Annotated in this window: 16 protein-coding genes; 10 read left to right on the top strand and 6 right to left on the bottom strand. The window is 63.8% G+C overall.

Annotated elements, in window-relative coordinates; all coding sequences use genetic code 11:
- Positions 1-1,149 carry a DUF1501 domain-containing protein gene (locus PQR54_RS36725; protein ID WP_408254601.1) on the top strand — a complete coding sequence of 383 codons (1,149 nt, stop codon included), beginning with the start codon at positions 1-3 and terminating at the stop codon, positions 1,147-1,149.
- 38 nt (positions 1,150-1,187) lie between these two features.
- Here the strand turns inward: PQR54_RS36725 and PQR54_RS36720 are convergent, their stop codons facing one another.
- The 3 genes from PQR54_RS36720 to PQR54_RS36710 form a co-directional block, all read right to left on the bottom strand.
- Entirely contained in the window at positions 1,188-2,432 is a 1,245-nt protein-coding gene (locus PQR54_RS36720; RefSeq protein ID WP_408254599.1) for an MFS transporter, read from the bottom strand.
- Positions 2,429-3,004 (bottom strand): flavin reductase, encoded by a 576-nt coding sequence (locus PQR54_RS36715; RefSeq protein WP_408254596.1) that lies wholly within the window; start codon positions 3,002-3,004, stop codon positions 2,429-2,431. The genes PQR54_RS36720 and PQR54_RS36715 overlap by 4 nt, the downstream gene beginning before the upstream one ends.
- A 194-nt stretch (positions 3,005-3,198) precedes the next feature.
- Positions 3,199-4,590, bottom strand: coding sequence for an LLM class flavin-dependent oxidoreductase (locus PQR54_RS36710; RefSeq protein ID WP_408254593.1), 1,392 nt, complete (start codon positions 4,588-4,590; stop codon positions 3,199-3,201).
- Between the two features lie 238 nt (positions 4,591-4,828).
- Between PQR54_RS36710 and PQR54_RS36705 the strand changes: the two genes are divergently transcribed.
- Complete coding sequence (locus PQR54_RS36705; RefSeq protein WP_408254591.1) at positions 4,829-5,398, top strand: helix-turn-helix domain-containing protein; 570 nt, start codon at positions 4,829-4,831, stop codon at positions 5,396-5,398.
- Between the two features lie 137 nt (positions 5,399-5,535).
- Here PQR54_RS36705 and PQR54_RS36700 read toward each other — a convergent pair whose 3' ends face one another.
- Complete coding sequence (locus PQR54_RS36700) at positions 5,536-5,898, bottom strand: BON domain-containing protein (protein WP_408254640.1); 363 nt, start codon at positions 5,896-5,898, stop codon at positions 5,536-5,538.
- Between the two features lie 315 nt (positions 5,899-6,213).
- Entirely contained in the window at positions 6,214-8,019 is a 1,806-nt protein-coding gene (locus tag PQR54_RS36695; RefSeq protein ID WP_408254589.1) for an acyl-CoA dehydrogenase, read from the bottom strand.
- A gap of 269 nt (positions 8,020-8,288) precedes the next feature.
- On the opposite strand from PQR54_RS36695, the gene PQR54_RS36690 reads away from it, so the two are divergent.
- From PQR54_RS36690 to PQR54_RS36680, 3 genes are all read left to right on the top strand, one after another.
- On the top strand, positions 8,289-9,062 hold the full coding sequence (locus PQR54_RS36690; RefSeq protein WP_408254586.1) for an SDR family oxidoreductase: 774 nt from the start codon (positions 8,289-8,291) through the stop codon (positions 9,060-9,062).
- 86 nt (positions 9,063-9,148) lie between these two features.
- Positions 9,149-10,846, top strand: a complete 1,698-nt coding sequence (locus PQR54_RS36685; protein ID WP_408254583.1) for a long-chain fatty acid--CoA ligase — start codon at positions 9,149-9,151, stop codon at positions 10,844-10,846.
- 171 nt (positions 10,847-11,017) lie between these two features.
- Entirely contained in the window at positions 11,018-11,332 is a 315-nt protein-coding gene (locus PQR54_RS36680) for a hypothetical protein (RefSeq protein WP_408254581.1), read from the top strand.
- 132 nt (positions 11,333-11,464) lie between these two features.
- On the opposite strand, the gene PQR54_RS36675 is transcribed toward PQR54_RS36680, so the two are convergent.
- The gene (locus PQR54_RS36675) at positions 11,465-12,376 is read right to left on the bottom strand and encodes a LysR family transcriptional regulator (protein WP_408254579.1); all 912 of its coding nucleotides are present in this window, start codon (positions 12,374-12,376) and stop codon (positions 11,465-11,467) included.
- Between the two features lie 113 nt (positions 12,377-12,489).
- Between PQR54_RS36675 and PQR54_RS36670 the strand changes: the two genes are divergently transcribed.
- The 5 genes from PQR54_RS36670 (at position 12,490) to choW (ending at position 18,817) form a co-directional block, all read left to right on the top strand.
- On the top strand, positions 12,490-13,626 hold the full coding sequence (locus PQR54_RS36670) for a tartrate dehydrogenase (protein WP_408254577.1): 1,137 nt from the start codon (positions 12,490-12,492) through the stop codon (positions 13,624-13,626).
- Positions 13,627-13,723: 97 nt separating this feature from the next.
- The gene (locus tag PQR54_RS36665; RefSeq protein ID WP_408254575.1) at positions 13,724-15,019 is read left to right on the top strand and encodes an MFS transporter; all 1,296 of its coding nucleotides are present in this window, start codon (positions 13,724-13,726) and stop codon (positions 15,017-15,019) included.
- Positions 15,020-15,149: 130 nt separating this feature from the next.
- Positions 15,150-16,280 carry a VIT1/CCC1 transporter family protein gene (locus PQR54_RS36660; protein WP_408254572.1) on the top strand — a complete coding sequence of 377 codons (1,131 nt, stop codon included), beginning with the start codon at positions 15,150-15,152 and terminating at the stop codon, positions 16,278-16,280.
- Between the two features lie 463 nt (positions 16,281-16,743).
- Positions 16,744-17,922, top strand: coding sequence for a quaternary amine ABC transporter ATP-binding protein (locus PQR54_RS36655; RefSeq protein ID WP_121310421.1), 1,179 nt, complete (start codon positions 16,744-16,746; stop codon positions 17,920-17,922).
- Entirely contained in the window at positions 17,915-18,817 is a 903-nt protein-coding gene (gene choW / locus PQR54_RS36650) for a choline ABC transporter permease subunit (RefSeq protein ID WP_168790707.1), read from the top strand. The genes PQR54_RS36655 and choW overlap by 8 nt, the downstream gene beginning before the upstream one ends.
- Positions 18,818-18,823 lie beyond the last annotated feature (6 nt).

Raw genomic sequence — 18,823 nt, 5'->3', positions numbered from 1 at the left:
ATGCTGTCACGCCGCAAGTTTCTGAGCGTCGCCGCTGCCGGCGCGGGCGCGATGCTCGTGTCGCCGCAAATCGCGTTTGCAAGCGTCGCCACCGAGCGCCGTTTCGTGTTCGTGATCCAGCGCGGCGCCGCCGACGGTCTGAACATCGTCGTGCCGTACGCCGAACCCGCCTACGCCACGCTGCGCGGCGCGCTTGCCGTCGATACGTCGAACGCGCCGCGCCTGGACGGCAGCTTCGCGCTGCATCCCGCGATGGTCCAGACCGCCGCGATGTATGCGAATCATCAGGCGCTGTTCGTGCATGCGGTGGCGTCGCCGTATCGCGACCGTTCGCACTTCGACGGACAGAACGTGCTCGAGACCGGCGGCACGTCGCCATATCAGATGAAAGACGGCTGGCTGAACCGGCTCGTCGCGCAATTACCGGCCACGCGCGAAAACGCGATCGCGTTCGCGCCGACTGTGCCGATGGCATTGCGCGGGCCGGCGGCGGTGACGTCGTATGCACCTTCGGCGCTGCCGCAAGCCCCCGACGATCTGCTCACGCGCGTCTCGCAACTCTACGATCAGGACGCGCAGTTGCGTCCGCTGTGGGAGTCGGCGATGACCGCGCGCGGCCTCGCGGGCGACGCCGGCGCGCGCCAGGATCCGGCGAGTCTCGGCAAGCTCGCCGCGGGTTTCCTGACGCGCGAGAACGGGCCTCGCATCGCGATGATCGAAACCGGCGGCTGGGACACGCACAGCGCGCAGAACGCCCGCCTCGCCAATCAGTTGAAGGCGCTCGACACGATGCTCGCGTCGTTGCGCGACGGCATGGGACCGTTGTGGAGCAAGACCACGGTGCTGGTTGCCACGGAGTTCGGCAGAACCGCCGCCGCCAACGGCACGGGCGGCACCGATCACGGCACTGGGTCGGTGGCGATGGTGCTCGGCGGCTCGGTGCAGGGTGGACGCGTGATCGCCGACTGGCCGGGTCTCGCGCCTCACAACCTTTACGAGGCGCGCGATCTCAAGCCGACCGCCTCGCTCGATGCGTTGATCGCCGGCACCGCGAGCGAAAGTCTCGGACTCGATCCGCAGCGCACGGCGTCCGCGCTGTTCGGGCAGACGTCGGCGGGGCGTCCGTTGAGCGGCATCGTGCGCGCGTAGTGGTGGCGCGCGGGCTTGAACCTGAGCTGCCCAAGGCGCTAACGCCGCCCACCCGCAAGCCGTCGTGCGTCCGGCAAACGCCGCAACCGCGCCATTGCGATACAGCCGAGCAGCGGCCCGACCGCGAGCATGCCGAACGCGCCGCGCCAACCCGCCAACGCGACGACATCCGGCACCAGATGAATGCTCACCAGCGTCAGCAGAAAACCCGCGCAGGTCTGCGCGGTCAATAACGTGCCGATCGACGCAGGCTCGGCGAGCTCCGCAATGCTCGCCGAGAACTGAGCGGAATCGGCGATCACCGAAATCCCCCAGCACAGCGCCACGCAGCCGACCAGCCAGACCGGCGCGCCGAGCAGCCAGCCCATCAAGGCGGCGCACGCGCCGCTCACGGCCATCGCGCCGATCGTCACCGTGGTGCGGCCGAGCCGGTCCGCCAGCACGCCGCCGAGCCACGCGCCGAGCGCGCCCGCCGCAACCGCGCCGAAGGTGAGCCATTCGGCCGCTGCGCGCGGCTCTCGCATGCCGGCTGCCGCAAAGCTCGCTTGCAGGAATACGGCGAGCCACGCCCACATCGCGTACAACTCCCACATGTGGCCGAGATAACCGAGGTTCGCGAGCCGCAGCGCGCGGTTGCGCCAGGCGCCGGCCAGCGCGGACCATTCGATGCGCGTCGCGCGCGCCATATTCGGCCCGACGCCGCACAGCAGAATCGCGACGCCCGCCAGCAGCGCGCAGCACGCCGAGATGCAATAGATCGCGCGCCAGTTCGAACCGCCGAGCGCGGCCAGCAGATGCGGACTCGCCGAGCCGAAAGTGAGCGCGCCGACCAGCAGTCCGATCAACAAACCGAGATCGCCTTTCGCCCACGTCGCCGCGAGCCGCATGCCGACGGGATAAACGCCGGCCATGCAGATGCCGGTCAATAGCCGCAGCAGGATGGCGAGCGGGCCCGCCGGCGCGAGGAAGACGAGACATGCGGTGGCCGCGCCCGCCGTCAACGCGCTGATCATGAAGAGCCGCCGTGGATCGAAGCGGTCGGCAAGCGAGAGCAGGGCGCTCGTGACGGTGCCGGCCACGAACCCCGCCTGCACGGCGCTGGTGAGCAAGGTCGCTTGCATGGCAGAGAGACTCTCGGCCTGCCTGACGATCGCCACGACCGCCGACGATGAAAACCACACGCTCATCGCGCCCACCTGACAGAGCAGCAGAATCACGAGCGAACGCGTCTTGCCGGCTGCCGTGTGGCTAGGTCGATGCGGGTTTGCCGAGGCTTCTTTCATGCGAGTTTTGTGCGGTACATCGTGCGGTAGCCGGCCGATTCGGCAGCGAGCGCGTCGCTGGCTTCGGCCGCATGCGTCGCGTGCAGGGAGCGCGCGCCGACACGGTGATAGCGGCGGCCGTAGTAGATCAGCGCGTCGCCTTCGACATGCGTATGCGCCGCTTTCACCGCGCAGAAGAACACCGTGTGCGTGCCGACTTCGGTCACCGATTCGATCTCGCAGTCGAGCGAAGCGAGCGCGCCATGCAGGACCGGTGCGCCCGTCGCGAGGGTGTCCCATTGCGCGGCGGCAAAGCGTTCCGCTACCGGCAGCGTGCTGGTGGCGAAGTGCGCGGCAAGCGTCTGATGTTCGGCGCTGAGCACGTTGACGCAAAGTTTGCCGTTGGCGCGGAAAGCCGCGTTGTTGCGGCTGCCGCGATTGATGCAGACGAGCAGCGTGGGCGGTTCGTCGGTCACCCCGCACACCGCGGATGCGGTGCAGCCGGCCAGACCCGCCGCGCCGTCGCTCGTGATGATGTTGACGGCGGCGCCGAGACCGGCCATCGCGTCGCGGAAGGTGCTCCTGTCAAGCATGTGAGCCTCTGCGAAAGAATCGCCGTGCCGCTGCATGGCGGCGCGGACGGCATGAAGTGAGAATCTGCATGACAGTGCTATCGATAAGGATCACCTGGAACCAGAGCGACGACGCAAACGGGCAGGCGGCATCTTGCGGCTTCGCGCCCGGCAGCCGAACATGCGTAACTGAAGTGTGCATCGCGGCGCTGGCATCAGGCATCGCTCGAGACGGGCGCCGCGGCACAAGCCGGCGAGCGAAACTTCGCCGCCGTATGGTTTGCAGGCAGACGCGCGTGACCGAACAGCTTCTCCCGCAAGGTGCCGTCACGATACGCTCGCTTGTAAGCGCCGCGTTCCTGCAGAATCGGCACGACGTGCGCAATAAAATCTTCGAAGCATTCCGGCGCGACCGTACGCGATAGATTGAAACCATCCACGCCCGCTTCTTCGGTCCACGCGATCAACTCGCTCGCCACTCGTTCGGCCGAGCCGACCAGCGGCGCCTGACGGCTGCCCAGCACCATCTGTTCGAGCAGCTTGCGTTTGGTCCACTGCGGACCCGCCGCGCGCGTCATGGCTTCAACGTTCGATACGATGGCCTGGCTCTTGCCGGTTTCGATCGGCTCGTCGAGGTCGTAGCGCGCGAAGTCGATGCCGAGCGACGCCGCCGCATGCACGAGCGCCGCCTCGGAGCTGACATAACGGCGGTACTCCGCGTACTTTTCTTGCGCCTCGCTGTCCGTGCGTCCGGTGATGACGGTTTGCCCGAGCAGCACCTTGATGTCGTCGGCTTGGCGGCCGCCTGCAACCGCGTGCGCGCGAATATCGTCGACGATCGCCTTCACGGCCGGCCTCGCCTGGCCGTTGACGAACACGCACTCCGCGTGCGCCGCGGCAAACCGTTTGCCGCGCGCCGACGATCCCGCCTGATACAGCACCGGCGTGCGCTGCGGCGACGGCTCGCTCAGATGCATCGCGTCGACCCGATACTGTTTGCCGCGATGGTGGATCACGTGGACCTTCGACGCGTCCGCATACACGCCCTGAACCTTGTCGCGCAACACCGCGCCGTCTTCCCAACTGCATTCCCACAGTTTGTAGACCAGTTCCATGTATTCGTCGGCGAGGTCGTAGCGGTCGTCGTGCGCCATCTGGCCGCTCAGGCCGATCGCGCGCGACGCGCTGTCCAGATAACCGGTGACGATGTTCCAGCCCACCCGGCCGCGCGTCAGATGATCGAGCGTCGACATGCGCCGCGCGAATAGATATGGCAGCTCGACCGTGAGATTGGACGTGACGCCGAACGACAGATGACGCGTCACCGCGGCCATGGCGGGGATCAGCAGTGTCGGATCGTTGACCGGCACCTGCACGGCGCCGCGAATGGCGGCGTCGGGGTTGCCGCCGTAGACGTCGTAGACGCCGGCGACATCGGCGAAAAAGATGCCGTCGAACAGGCCCGCTTCGAGCGTGCGGGCGTAGTCGGTCCAGTACTGCAGATCCGTATAGCGCGCGGACTGATCGCGCGGATGGGTCCACATGCCTTGCTGGATGTGGCCGACGCAGTTCATGTCAAAAGCGTTGAGAACGATTTCCTTCGGCATGGTGTCTTCCGGCTGGGTGGACGAATGCTTACGGCTGGCGTTCGAATCGCGTGCGCTCGTGCGGCTTGCTGTCGCGATCGTTCGTTTAATATAGTGGACGAAAAATCACTATGCAAGATATTGATTTCGGCCTTTAATGAGCGGCGAGGCGAGCGCGGACCTCGGCGTCGATGCTCACACCGCCTCGATATAATTTGCGGTGCCCGATTTCCTCACTCTCTAACGCGTCCATCTTTCCATGTCCGAATCCGCTGCCATCGATCTGACCCAGGCGATCTCCTCGCGCGTGAAGACCGAGCGCGAGGCGCGCAACTGGTCGCTGAGCGAACTGGCGGAACGCTCGGGCGTGTCGAAGGCGATGATCAGCAAGATTGAACGCGGCGAGGCGAGTCCCACGGCGACCGTGCTCGGGCGTCTGTCAGGCGCGTTCGGCCTGACTTTGTCGACCTTGCTGGCGCTCGCGGAGCAGACTGGCGAACGACTCGTGCGGCATGCGGACCAGTCAGTCTGGCAAGACCCGGAGACCGGCTACACGCGACGGCGCATCTCGCCACCTACAGGCGGCGTGCTGGAATTGCTGGAGATCGAATTGCCGCCGGGCGTGAAAGTGCCGTACCCGCCGGATGCTTTCGTGTTTCAGCATCAACAGATCTGGGTGACGCTTGGCGTGTTGACCTTTAGGGAAGGCCAGCAGGTTTATCGGCTGGAAGCGGGGGATTGTCTGCAGCTTGGCGCGCCGCTCGAATGTGAATTCTTCAACGCGGGCGAAGACGTGTGCCGTTACGTGGTCGGCCTCGTTCGACGATAGGCGCTTCCACGTACGTTTCAATGGACGCTTCAATAAGCGTTTCAAATACCAGGACCGCAGGCAACGCCTCACACTCGCATCGAGCGACGAGCGGCGTTGCCTGTGATCACCGGCAAGTCATCGGGTGAGCCGGGCGCTTAACCTCCGCCGCCGCCTTGCGTGCCGATCGTGAGCTTGTTGTTCACCGACTTCACGCCGGCAACACTCTTAGCCACTTCCTCTGCCTGCGGAATCTGCGCGCCGTCGGGCACCGATCCGGTCAGCGTCACCGCGCCGCCACGGGCCCGGACGAACACGTTCGACACGTCAAAACCCTGCGCCTTCGATAGAGCCTTGCGCACTTGCAGACCCAGCGCGCGGTCCGTCTTCTTGACCGTCTTGGCACTGGGCGCCGACGTGTCGCCGGACGCCATCGCGTCGCTCGACTGCGCATAGGCGCTGGCCGCCGTTGCCAAACACAATGCGATGCCGAGCGCCTTCAAAAGATTGACTGTTTTCACGTTTTCTCCATCCTCGAAAAGTTGATGTCGCTTCGTTGCATGCAAAAAACCACGCGCTTGCGAGCACTTCTTCGCCCACGAGGAGCACCCTGTCTTGTAGAAGAGTGATGCCGCGACGCTCCCGGCGCGCTTAAACAATACTCCAGCCGAAGCGCTCATGCTGGAAAAACTGCCCGGAGCGCCGCATTGGCAGCCATTCCGGCAATCATGGCGACGGCTTGTGTTGCGCACGTGTGACGGCAATGTTCCACATATCGGGTTGGCCGTTTGCTAATGTGCGTCGACGCGCGCCAAGGCGCGTCAACGCGGCGACGCCTAGAACCATTGCGGCGCCATGCCGAGCGTGGTGTCGTCGAGTGTGCGAAGCGTGGCGAGCATCAACGTGACGCGCGGCAGTTCCCAGCGAAAGAACCACTGACACGCATGCAGCTTGCCGCGATAGAAGTCCGCGTCTGCTTCGTTAAGCGAAGCAGGCAGCGCGGCGCTTGCGACGATCGCCTGACGCAGCCATGTCCACGCAATCACGATATGACCGAAGGCTTCGAGAAACGCATTCGCGTTGGCGAGCGCGCGTTCGCTTTCATGGGCCAGCGTGGGCAGCAACGCCTCGACTGTGGCAGTCAGATCGGTCCATGCTTCGCCGAGCGCATCGGCATGCGCGTGCAATGCGGGGTGTTCGCGCGCCGTGCCGATAGTCTGCTGGATTTCGTGGGCCAGTTGTTTGAGCGCCGCGCCCTGTTTCATCGTCACCTTGCGGCCGAGCAGATCGATGGCCTGGATGCCATGCGTGCCTTCGTGAATCATGTTCAGCCGGTTGTCGCGATAGAACTGCTCGACCGGATATTCACGCGTGTAGCCGTAGCCGCCGTGAATCTGGATCGCGAGACTATTCGCTTCGAGACACCATTGGGACGGCCAGGATTTCACCACCGGCGTGAGCAGATCGAGCAGCAGGCCCGCATCGGCGCGCGCGGTTTCGCTCTCGCCGGTGTTCTGTTCGTCGACGAGACGCGCCGCGTACAGGCACAACGCGTAAGCGCCTTCCACATAGGCTTTTTGTGCGAGCAGCATGCGGCGCACGTCGGCGTGTTCGATTAGCGGCAATTGCGGATCGAGCGGATTTTTGTTGTCGGGGCGGCGTCCTTGCGGCCGTTCGCGCGCGTAATCGAGTGACGCGAGATAGCCGCGGTAGCCGAGCATGACCGCGCCGAGTCCGACGCCGATGCGCGCCTCGTTCATCATATGGAACATATACGCGAGACCGTGATGCGGCTCGCCTACCAGTTCGCCGATGCATTCGCCATGTTCGCCGAACGACAGCATGGTCGACGTCGTGCCGCGCCAGCCCATCTTGTGAATCAGTCCGGCAAGGGCGACGTCGTTGCGCGCGCCGAGGCTGCCGTCTTCGTTGACATGGAACTTCGGCACGGTGAAGAGCGAAATGCCCTTGACGCCCGGCGGCCCGCCGGGAATGCGCGCCAGCACCAGATGCACGATGTTCTCGCTCAACTCGTGGTCGCCGCCTGAGATGAAAATCTTGTTGCCGCGAATCGAATAGGTGCCGTCCGCATTGGGCGTGGCGCTCGTGACGAGATCGGACAGGCTCGAACCTGCTTGCGGTTCCGTCAACGCCATGGTGCCGAACGCGCGACCCTCGAAGAGCGCTTGCAGATACTTGCGCTTTTGCGTTTCGCTGCCGAAGCGCTCGATCACGTTTGCGTTCGCCGTGGTTAGCATCGCATACGACGCGGTCGCAATGTTCGCACTCTTGAAGAGCGACAAGCAGGCAAACGAAATCACCGACGGCAACTGCATGCCGCCCCATTCGTAGTCTTTGCCCGCGGCGAGAAAGCCGGTGGCGCGCATGGCGTCGAGTGCGTCCTTCACCTCGGCGGGCAGGGTGACGCGTTGACCGTCGAAGTGCGGCTCGTGTTCGTCCGAGACACGGTTGTGCGTCGCGAACTTTTCCACGGCGACCGTATGCGCGGTATCGAGCGCGGCGTCGAAGGTCTCGCGGCTGTGATCGGCGTGACGCGCGCGGCGTCTTAGCGCCTCCGCTTCGAGTACTTCGAACAACTGAAACTCGAGATCACGTGAGTTGATGATCTGCGCATCTTGCATGAGAGAAGACCCGTGAAAAAGTAAGCCGCTATGCGGAACAGCGACGTAAGGCAAAGCGTAAAAGCGCCCTCGAACATATCGGCCCGGTGCGGCTGAAAGGCGCGGCATTCGGGTAATTCCCGATGCTTCGCCACTCGACGATACGCGTCAGTTTATATTGAAAGCGAATGATCGTGCTTTTATTTACAGGCCGAATTCCGGCACGTATGATGGGCGCAAAACACGGCATACCGATCTGCATGGCAGAACAAATCTGGAGGAGCGACGCAATGTCTGTGAAGGACCTGTTTCAACTGGACGGCAAGGTGGCACTCATCACCGGCGGCTCGCGCGGCCTCGGTCTGCAAATGGCCGAGGCACTCGGCGAAATGGGCTGCCGCGTCGCCATCACCGCGCGCAAGGGCGACGAACTAGCCGAAGCGAAAACGCATCTGCAACAACTCGGTATCGAAGTGCAAACGGTAGTCAACGATCTGCAGCGCTTCGAAGGCATCCCCGGTCTCGTGGATGAAGTACTGGGCGTGCACGGCCGCATCGATATTCTAGTCAACAACGCGGGCGCGACATGGGGCGCACCCGCTGAAGACTATCCCGATGATGCGTGGCACAAGGTCATGAACCTGAACGTCAACGCGCCGTTCTTTCTCGCTCGCGAAGTCGGCAAGCGCAGCATGATTCCGCGGCGCGCGGGCAAGATTATCAATATCGCTTCGGTGGCGGGCTTGAAGGGTTCGCCGCCGGGCATGAATACGATTGCGTACAACACGTCCAAGGCCGCCGCGATCAATTTCACGCGGGCGCTCGCCGCGGAGTGGGGCAAGTACAACATCAACGTCAATGCGATCTGCCCGGGCTTTTTTCCTTCGAAGATGACGGCGGGTTTGCTCGATAAGCTCGGAGAAACGATCGTCTCGCATACACCCTTGCAGCGTCTGGGCGGCGAAGAAGATCTCAAAGGTCCGATCGTGTTTCTTGCGAGCGAAACGTCGCGCCATGTCACCGGCCAGGAGTTCGCGGTGGACGGCGGCGCGATCATCGTCTGAGCGTCACGCGGGTCCGACGCGGCGCTGTGAACGAAGCGCGCGGCAGCAAGCCGACGCGCACCGACAGTAGAAAGCTGGAGACGCTGATGAACGAACGCCATCACCCGCATTGGCCGCCGCAACTGCCACTGCACTTGACGCTGCCCGAGACCAATCTGTTCTATAACGCCGAAGTCTCGGCGGCGCGTTATCCCCACAAGCCGTTCATCATCTTCTACGACACGGCGGTCACGTTCGCCGAATTCAAGGACGAAGCCGAACGAATCGCGGGTTTTCTGCAACAGGAGTGTCAGGTCAAGGCCGGCGACCGCGTGCTGCTGTATATGCAGAACAGCCCGCAATGGATCATCGCTTACTACGGCATCCTGCGGGCGAACGCGGTGGTGGTGCCAGTCAATCCGATGAACATGAGCGCCGAATTGGCGCACTACGTGGAAGACAGCGGCGCGACCACGATCATCGCGCCGCAATGCCTGTTCGCGAATGTCGAGCCGTTGATCGGCAGCGGACCTGGAAAGGGCATCGAGCACGCAATCGTCGCCACGTATAGCGATTATCTGAAGAAACCCTCGCCGATACCGGTGCCTGAATTCGTCGCCGCGCCACGCAAGACGTTCGCAATTGCCGGCGTTACCTCGTGGCAAGAAGTGCTCGATCGACACATTGCGCCGGGGCCGCTCACCACCGGTCCCGACGATCTGTGCGTGATGCCTTATACGTCCGGCACCACCGGCAAGCCCAAAGGCTGCATGCATACGCACCGCAGCGTGATGAGCACGGCGCTCGGCGGCTGCGTCTGGTTCTCGTCGCCGCCGGACGGCGTTTATCTATCCGTACTGCCGCTTTTTCACGTGACCGGCATGCAAGGCGGCATGAACAGCGCGGTCTTTTCCGGCATGACCATCGTGCTGTTGCCGCGCTGGGATCGCGAGGCCGCCGCGCTATGCATGCAGAAATATCGCGTTACCGCATGGCAGTCCATCTCAACGATGATGGTCGATTTCCTCTCGAACCCGAAGCTCAACGAATACGATCTGTCGAGCCTCACCGGTACGCGCGGCGGCGGCGCGGCGATGCCGGACGCGATTGCCAGAAAGCTCAAGGCGCTGACCGGGCTCGATTACGTCGAAGGCTACGGCATGACGGAGACGATTGCCGGCACGCACATCAATCCGCCGCATCGGCCGAAACCGCAGTGCCTGGGCATTCCCGTGTTCGACGTGGACTCGCGCGTGATCGATCCGGTCTCGCTCGCGGAACTGCCGCAAGGCGAAACCGGCGAGATCGTCACGCATGCGCCGCAAGTCATGCAGGGCTACTGGGGTAATCCGAAGGCGACGGCGGAAGTGTTCATCGAACTCGACGGCAAGCGGTTTCTGCGAACCGGCGATCTAGGCCATATCGACGAAGACGGTTATTTCTTCATGACCGACCGTCTCAAACGTATGATCAACGCATCCGGTTACAAGGTATGGCCGGCTGAAGTCGAGGCGCTGATGTACCGGCATCCGGCGATTCACGAGGTCTGCGTGATCGGCGTGAAAGACGAGAAGCGCGGCGAGACCGTGAAGGCGCTGGTGGTGCCCGACGCGGCGCACGCGGGTACGATTACTGCGCAGGAGATCATCGACTGGGCGCATGAGCAGATGGCCGCATATAAAGCCCCGCGCATAGTCGAGTTCGTGACGTCGCTGCCGAAGTCGGGTAGCGGCAAGATCTTGTGGCGCAAGTTGCAGGAAGAGGATGCGGCGCGCGTCGCCGGCTCACGAGATTCGTCTGCTTGATGCAACACGTGCTCGTGGCGCTGAACTGACTCTTTTGATAGTTTGCCTGTAAGCTTTGAGCGCGAGTCCGTACTGAGTGTCGTGCGCGGCTCGCGGTGGTGAACAGAAGACTCACAGACAAGCTTGAATGCGCTTGAATGCTATTACCAACTTTCGAGAGGGGAATTGAAGATGAAGAGCTTTGCCATGAAACAGATCATGCTCGGCCTCGCCGTTACCGCCATGGTCGCCGGCACCATTCCGCTCGCCGCGGCACAAGGCGCCAGCGACGCGGCCATGTCCGCTGCGCCCGCCGCGGCGAGCAGTGCGAAACCCACCAAAGCGGAGCGTAAAGAGGCGCGCAAGCAAGCCCGAGCCAAGAAGAACGCAGAACTGAAGAAACTCGAAGACGCAGGCTATCAGCCGTCCCAGAACGACCCGAACTATCCGGACAAACTGCAGAAAGCGCAGAAGAAGGCCGGCGTCGGAGCAGGCGCGAGCCAGTAATCGCCCAAACAGCCATCGCCCAGGCAGCCTCGCGACGTGACTAAACGTCGCGCGGCTGCCGGTACGGATCGAGTCCGCGAACCATGCGGCGCGACTCAGCCCATTTCAGCGGCACCTGTTCAACGACCTCACTCAACGCGTGCCGAGCGTCTCGACCAGCATGTCGACAAACGCCTTGACTCGCGCCGTCATCTGTAACTGCTGCGGATACACTGCGTAGATATCCGCGCCCGGCGTGCGGTAGTCGGGCAGGACGTGGACCAGCCGGCCATCGGCGAGATACTCCGCGATATCCCATTCGGCGCGCATCAGAATGCCTTGGCCGTCCAGCGCCCACTTCACCGCGATTTCGCCGTCGTTGGTGGTCAGGTTGCCGCGCACGCGCACCGTCTCGGTCTTTTCGGTGGCGCCGCGTCCGCTGGTCAGACGCCAGACGCCGTAAGCGTCGCCGCCCTGGCGAATGCCGATGCAATTGTGTTGCGCCAACTCCGCCGGACTGCGCGGCGCCCGCCGCTCGGCAAGATAGCGCGGCGAGGCGCACAGCAGGCGCCGGTTCGACGCAACCCGGCGCGCGATCACGCGGGCATCCGGCGGTTCGCCGAAACGCACGCACACGTCGAAGGCGTCGTCGCTGAGCGGCGGCGGATCGACCGAAAGCTGCAACTGCACGTCCACCTCGGGAAAGCGCCGCACGAACTGCGAGATCAGCGGAGCCACGTGGCTGCGGCCGAAACCGAGCGTCGCATTCACGCGCAGCAGCCCTTTCGGCGCCGCTTGCGAACCGCCGAGCAATTGCGCGAGGTCGTCCATCTCGCTCAGAATGCGCCGCGCTCTCGTCAGATACAGTTCGCCCTCCGGTGTGAGGCTCATGCGCCGTGTCGTGCGGTTGACGAGCGAGACGGCCGCCCGCGATTCCATCTGCGCCAGATGCTTGCTCACGGCAGCCGTGCTCAGTCCGAGTTCGCGAGCGGCTGCCGTGAGGCTGCCGCTCGCAGCGAGCGTCGAGAAAAAGGCGAGATCGTCCGGCTGGATCGACGAGGTCATGAAGCGGCCTATTGTTAACCTGAAGTTAAGGATGCTTTGAGTCTAGCAGCGTTTTTCCGGGCCGTGGCCGTTCTACGATGCGCTCCATGCTTTCAACACCATGGAGACACCCAATGAAGACCTATCGCATCGCAACCATTCCCGGCGACGGCATCGGCAAGGAAGTCGTACCCGCTGGCCGGCGAGTTCTGGAAGCCATCGCCGCGCGCAGCGACGCGTTTGGTTTCGAGTTCGAGGATTTCGACTGGGGCGGCGACTACTACCGCGAGCATGGCGTGATGATGCCGGCCGACGGACTCGATGCGATTCGTCACAAGGACGCGATTCTGTTCGGCTCGGCGGGCGACCCGGATATTCCTGATCACGTGACGCTGTGGGGTCTGCGCCTGAAAATTTGCCAGGGCTTCGATCAGTACGCGAACGTGCGCCCCACGCGCATCCTGCCCGGCATCGACGCGCCGTTGAAGCGCTGCGGACCGAAGGATCTCGACTGGGTGATCGTGCGCGAGAACTCTGAAGGCGAATATGCCGGCGTGGGCGGCCGCGCGCATCAGGGCCATCCGATCGAAGTCGCCACCGACGTCTCGATGATGACCCGCGCGGGCGTCGAACGCATTCTGCGTTTCGCGTTCCAGCTCGCGCAATCGCGGCCCCGCAAGCTGCTGACGGTGATCACCAAGAGCAACGCGCAACGTCACGCCATGGTCATGTGGGACGAGATCGCCGTGCAGGTCTCGAAGGAGTTTCCGGACGTGCGCTGGGACAAGGAACTCGTCGACGCCGCAACCGCGCGCATGGTCAACCGGCCGGCCACGCTCGACACGATCGTCGCAACCAACCTGCACGCCGATATTCTCAGCGACCTGGCCGCGGCGCTCGCCGGCAGTCTCGGCATCGCGCCGACCGCCAATCTCGACCCCGAGCGCCGCTATCCATCCATGTTCGAGCCGATTCACGGCTCCGCGTTCGACATCATGGGCAAGGGTCTCGCGAATCCGGTCGGCACCTTCTGGTCGGTGGTGATGATGCTTGAGCATCTCGGCGAGCACGCCGCCGCACAGCAATTGATGGCGGCAATCGAGCGCGTCACGGCGGATCTGTCGCTGCATACGGGCGACCTGGGCGGCACGGCCACGACCGTGCAGGTGACCGATGCCGTGTGCGCGATCCTGGCGGCGGAGTCGACCAATGCGATCAATGCGTCTACCTCTGCACCAGTCGAACCGGCTGCGAGCGTCAAGGCCGCCTGAAGCGCCACGCGCAAAAAGTCACACAAAACCATAACGCCCGGACGAACCCGTCACGGGCGATCTCACTGCATCGAGCAGAGATTGAGTGGAGACAGGTATGAACAATGAACTGCAAGCCCGAGTGGTGCGCAAGCTGACCTGGCGCATCCTGCCATTTGTGATGCTGCTTTACTTCGTCAGCTTTCTCGACCGGGTGAACGTCGGCTTCGCGGCCATCACCATGAACAAGGATCTCGGCCTCACGCCGACCATGTTCGGGCTCGGCGGCGGCATTTTCTTCCTCGGCTATTTTCTGTTCGAGGTGCCGTCGAATCTCATCCTCAACAAGGTCGGCGCGCGCATCTGGATCGCACGCGTGATGGTGACGTGGGGGCTGGTTTCGGCGGCCTCGGCATTCGTGGCGGGGCCGACCTCGTTCTATACGCTGCGCTTTCTGCTCGGCGTGGCTGAAGCCGGATTCTTCCCCGGCATCATCCTGTATCTGAGCCAGTGGTTTCCCGCCCGCCAGCGCGCCGTCGCGGCCGCCGCGTTCATGGCGGCCGCGCCGCTCTCGACGGCTATCGGCTCGCCGATTTCCGGCGCGATCATGCAGATGCCCGCGTTGTTCGGCCTGAAGGACTGGCAGTGGCTTTTCGTTATCGAAGCGATTCCCGCCGTGCTGCTCGGCTTCGTGGTGTTGAAGGCGCTCACCGATTCACCGGACAAAGCCAAATGGCTCGCCGCCGACGAAAAAGCGTGGCTCATCGCCACCTTGCGCGAAGAGCGCATGGGACGCGAATCGCAGGCTGGTCATGCCGCCGGTGCGCTCGCCGCACTGCGCGACTCGCGTGTGTGGATCATGTCGATGATCTATTTCGGCACCTCCGCGGGACTCTACACGCTCGGCTTGTGGGCGCCGCTCATCATTCGCCAGTACGGTTTCAGCGCGCTCGGCACGGGCGCATTGAATGCGATTCCGAGCGTGCTGGCGGTGCTCGGCATGGTGGTGTGGGCGCGTCATTCGGACCGCCGCGGCGAGCGTACCTGGCACGTGGTAATTCCTTGCGTGGCGGCGGCTATCGGGCTCGCCTGGGCCGGCCTCGCGGATACGGCGGTTGGCGTCGTGCTGGCGCTCGTGGTGGTGAACGTCGGCATCAGCGCGGCGAAGGCGCCGCTGTGGGCGATGCCGAGCACCTTTCTCTCGGGTGCGGGGGCGGCTGCCGGCATCGCCATGATCAATTCGATCGGCAACCTGGGCGGCTTCGTCGGACCGTTCGCGATCGGCTGGCTCAAAAGCGTGACGGGTGGCTATGCCGCCGGGCTCTATGTGGTGGCGGCGAGTCTCGCGGTTTCGGCTCTGCTTACGTTGGCGGTCGGCCGGCGCGGGTATCGGACCGCGCACGCGGCGCAATGATCCAGCCCGCTCGAATGGTCATGAGAAGCGTTGTCGTTCTCGCTCACGACGCGCTTTAGGGCTTTGCTCTTTTGCGTATCTGAATCGATTACGCTTCGATGCTGGGGACTCGATAGACGGGCACAGCACCATGGCATCCAGACGCGAAGTAAAACGATACAAAGCCAATCTCTCCGATGAGCTGCACAGCGCCGCGCTGTACGAAACACTCGCGAAGGCCGAGAAAGACGACACTCGCAAGCAGGTCTACAGCGAGCTCGCCAGGTCTGAGCGCGATCATGCGCAAGTCTGGGCCAATAAGCTGAGAGCCAACGGACTTGATCCGAAGGGCACCGGCCAGGCCGTCAAAACGCGTTTGATGAAAGGACTGGTCCGCCTGTTCGGCGCGGGCTTCGTGCTGCCCACGCTGGCGGCCGCGGAATACGCCGATCGCAACAAATATCAGGGGCAGCCGGACGCGGGCCGCATGTCGGCCGACGAACATCATCACGCCGCGATGGTGCAGGCGCTGGCTCATGGCGGCGGCGACGCGAGTCTCGCGCCGGGCGCGCGGATCGCCGCGGCCGAGTCGTGGCACAAGGGCGCGGGATCGGGCAACGACTTGCGCGCCGCCGTGCTCGGCGCCAACGACGGCCTCGTCTCGAACTTCTGCCTGATCATGGGCGTGGCCGGCGCGGGCACCGGCAACAAGGCGATTCTGTTGACGGGGCTGGCGGGGCTCATCGCCGGCGCGTGTTCGATGGCGCTGGGCGAATGGCTCTCGGTGACCAATGCGCGCGAACTGGCCAGCACGCAGATCGCAAAAGAGGCGCAAGAGCTCGAAGAATCGCCGGAAGCCGAAGAGCACGAACTCGCGCTGATCTATCGCGCCAAGGGTCTCGACGCGGGCGAGGCCAAACGGGTCGCCTCGCAAATGATGCGCGACAAAAGCAAGGCGCTCGACACGCTCACTCGCGAAGAACTCGGACTCGATCCGGCGGAGTTGGGCGGCAATCCATGGTCCGCGGCGGGCGTGTCGTTCTGCCTGTTCTCAGTGGGCGCGATTTTTCCGGTGATGCCGTTTCTGTGGACGCATGGATCTAACGCGATCGTGCAATGCGTGCTGCTCAGCATGCTGGCGCTCGCGTCGATCGGCGTGTTCACGTCGCTTTTCAATGGACGCAGCGCGGGGTACTCCGCGTTGCGGCAGGTCGTGATCGGACTCATCGCGGCTGCGTTCACGTTCGGGGTGGGGCGGTTGCTGGGCGTGTCGGTGTCGTGAGCGCTTACCCTGGCGAGCGCATCTCGCTGTTGAACGGCGGGAGCAACGGTCTTTTTAACCGAGCTTTCGGGTTCGCGCGCTTGCTGCGCCGCGGCAACGAGGCCTGAACACTGCCGCGAACAGCGTTTTCTGCGTCGCATCGCCTCCACTTGCTCTAACGCGACACGCTTCAAAGCGCTCCTCGACACCCGGCAAACCCTTGCCCCACAAGGCTCCGCACCCCGCTGGCCAGCGTGCCAAAAAAGCGGGTGTCGCATTTCCACATGTGCCTGTCGCAAATAGTCGGCTAGCGATACTTTTTTCTGGCAACTATGTATGCACAGCGCGGACGGGCGTTTGTCACCGCAATAACTACCTTGCATGGGCCGAAGTAAGCGCTAAAGCGCTAACTCTGGCCGAAGCGTTGCATGGGACCAGAGTAAGCGCTAAAGCGCTAACTCTGGCCGACATAGGAGAGTATTCAATGAATTCCCCCAAGGTCGTGGTCGAAGGGTTGTGCAAGGTGTTCGGCACCAACCCGAAACAGGCGATCGGCATGCTGGCAGGCGGCGCGACGAAAGAGGAAGTGTTCGCGCGCACCGGTCAGATTGTCGGCGTCCACAACGTGTCGTTCGAAGTCAAGGAAGGCGAGATCTTCGTGCTGATGGGCCTGTCGGGCTCCGGCAAGTCGACGCTGATCCGCCTGATCAATCGCCTCGTCGAGCCGACGGCCGGCAAGGTGCTGATCGACGGCCGCGACGTGGCCAGCGTGCCGCGCTCCGAGCTGACGGCGCTGCGCCGCAAGGACATGAGCATGGTGTTCCAGTCCTTCGCGCTGATGCCGCAGCGCACGGTGCTCTCCAACGCGGCCTTCGGGCTCGAAGTGGCGGGCGTGGGCCGCAAGGAACGCGAGAAGCGCGCGATGACCGTGCTCGAGCAGGTCGGCCTCGCGCCGTTTGCGCAGAAGCTGCCCGCGCAACTCTCCGGCGGGATGCAGCAGCGCGTGGGTCTTGCGCGGGCGCTGGCGGTCAACCCGTCGCTGATGATCATGGACGAGGCGTTCTCCGCACTCGATCCGCTCAAGCGCAAGGAAATGCAGAACGTGCTGCTCGATCTGCAACGCGAACAGCAGCGCACCATCCTGTTCGTGTCGCACGATCTGGAAGAGGCGATGCGCATCGGCACCCGCATCGCGATCATGGAAGGCGGCCGGGTCGTGCAGGTCGGCACGCCGCAGCAGATCATCACCAATCCCGCCGACGATTACGTGCGCGCGTTCTTCGAAGGCATCGACACCAGCCGTTATCTGACCGCCGGCGATCTGATGCAGACCGATGCCGTGCCGCTCATGCAGCACTCGCCGCAGATCGACGCATCGAGCGTGGCCGCCACGCTCAACGGCAGCGCCGACTACGCGTTCGTGCTGGACAGCGAGCGCAAGATTCGCGGCTTCGTGTGCCGCGACGCGATGGGCAGCGCCTCGCCGCAGGTCAACCAGATCGAATGCATCCGCCGCACCACGCCGCTCGACGATGTGGTCGAACGCGTGGTGGCGAGCCGCGCGCCGCTGCCGGTTGTCGAAGCCGACGGCTCCTACTGTGGTTCGGTCAACAAGACGAACGTGCTGAACGTTCTCACGCGCCATCGGAGTTCCCATGTCTGAAGTCATTCCACTTGGCGCCTGGGTCGATCACGGCGTTCACTACCTGCTCGACCACGACGCAAAAACTTTCGATTCGATCGGCAAGGTGATCGAGAGCTTTGCCGCGGTGATCGAACACAGCTTGCAAGCAGTGCCGATGTGGGCGCTGATGGCGTTCTTCGTCGGTATCGGCCTGTGGCGGGTGGGCTGGCGTTTCGCGCTGTTCACGCTGCTCGCCATGCTGCTGATCTACGGCACCGGGTTCTGGGATCAGATGGTGATCACGCTCGGCCTGACCTTGTCGTCGACGTTGATCAGTCTGCTGCTCGGCGTGCCGCTCGGCATCTGGACCGCGAAGAGCCGTACCGTCGAGATGATCGTGCGGCCCGTGCTGGACCTGATGCAGACCATGCCCGCGTTCGTGTACCTGATTCCGGCCGCGATGCTGTTCGGTCTCGGCCGCGTGCCGGGGATTCTCTCCACGGTGATTTTCGCCATGCCGCCGGCGGTGCGTCTCACGTCGCTCGGCATCAAGCATGTGAACCGCGAGATCGTCGAAGCAGGGCAGGCTTTCGGCTGCACGCCGTTGCAACTGCTCTACAAGGTGCAGTTTCCGAATGCGCTGCCGTCCATCATGACCGGCGTCAACCAGACCATCATGATGGCGCTCTCCATGGTGATCATCGCGTCGATGGTGGGCGCGGGCGGACTCGGCAACGACGTGCTGGCCAGTATTCAGCGGCTCGACATCGGGCTCGGCTTTGAAAGCGGACTTTCGGTGGTGATGCTCGCGATCATTCTGGACCGCATCACGGAAAGCTTCGGCCGCTCGCCGGGCACGGCGCGCGCGCCGCTGCTGTCGGGCCTGCGCAGCGTCATGAAAGTGCGCCGCGAGCCGGCTGCGCAACACGGCTGAGCCGCC

The sequence above is a fragment of the Paraburkholderia phytofirmans genome (assembly GCF_046028095.1).
Taxonomy (GTDB): Bacteria; Pseudomonadota; Gammaproteobacteria; order Burkholderiales; family Burkholderiaceae; genus Paraburkholderia; species Paraburkholderia phytofirmans_A.
This window is presented reverse-complemented; position numbering and strand designations above follow the sequence as displayed.

What these genes read in the sequence shown, in the direction of transcription:
- PQR54_RS36725 (WP_408254601.1), top strand. Translation starts at nt 1, where the DNA reads ATGCTGTCACGCCGCAAGTTTCTGAGCGTCGCCGCTGCCGGCGCGGGC.
- PQR54_RS36720 (WP_408254599.1), bottom strand. Translation starts at nt 2,432, where the DNA reads ATGAAAGAAGCCTCGGCAAACCCGCATCGACCTAGCCACACGGCAGCC.
- PQR54_RS36715 (WP_408254596.1), bottom strand. Translation starts at nt 3,004, where the DNA reads ATGCTTGACAGGAGCACCTTCCGCGACGCGATGGCCGGTCTCGGCGCC.
- PQR54_RS36710 (WP_408254593.1), bottom strand. Translation starts at nt 4,590, where the DNA reads ATGCCGAAGGAAATCGTTCTCAACGCTTTTGACATGAACTGCGTCGGC.
- PQR54_RS36705 (WP_408254591.1), top strand. Translation starts at nt 4,829, where the DNA reads ATGTCCGAATCCGCTGCCATCGATCTGACCCAGGCGATCTCCTCGCGC.
- PQR54_RS36695 (WP_408254589.1), bottom strand. Translation starts at nt 8,019, where the DNA reads ATGCAAGATGCGCAGATCATCAACTCACGTGATCTCGAGTTTCAGTTG.
- PQR54_RS36690 (WP_408254586.1), top strand. Translation starts at nt 8,289, where the DNA reads ATGTCTGTGAAGGACCTGTTTCAACTGGACGGCAAGGTGGCACTCATC.
- PQR54_RS36685 (WP_408254583.1), top strand. Translation starts at nt 9,149, where the DNA reads ATGAACGAACGCCATCACCCGCATTGGCCGCCGCAACTGCCACTGCAC.
- PQR54_RS36680 (WP_408254581.1), top strand. Translation starts at nt 11,018, where the DNA reads ATGAAGAGCTTTGCCATGAAACAGATCATGCTCGGCCTCGCCGTTACC.
- PQR54_RS36675 (WP_408254579.1), bottom strand. Translation starts at nt 12,376, where the DNA reads ATGACCTCGTCGATCCAGCCGGACGATCTCGCCTTTTTCTCGACGCTC.
- PQR54_RS36670 (WP_408254577.1), top strand. Translation starts at nt 12,490, where the DNA reads ATGAAGACCTATCGCATCGCAACCATTCCCGGCGACGGCATCGGCAAG.
- PQR54_RS36665 (WP_408254575.1), top strand. Translation starts at nt 13,724, where the DNA reads ATGAACAATGAACTGCAAGCCCGAGTGGTGCGCAAGCTGACCTGGCGC.
- PQR54_RS36660 (WP_408254572.1), top strand. Translation starts at nt 15,150, where the DNA reads ATGGCATCCAGACGCGAAGTAAAACGATACAAAGCCAATCTCTCCGAT.
- PQR54_RS36655 (WP_121310421.1), top strand. Translation starts at nt 16,744, where the DNA reads ATGAATTCCCCCAAGGTCGTGGTCGAAGGGTTGTGCAAGGTGTTCGGC.
- choW (WP_168790707.1), top strand. Translation starts at nt 17,915, where the DNA reads ATGTCTGAAGTCATTCCACTTGGCGCCTGGGTCGATCACGGCGTTCAC.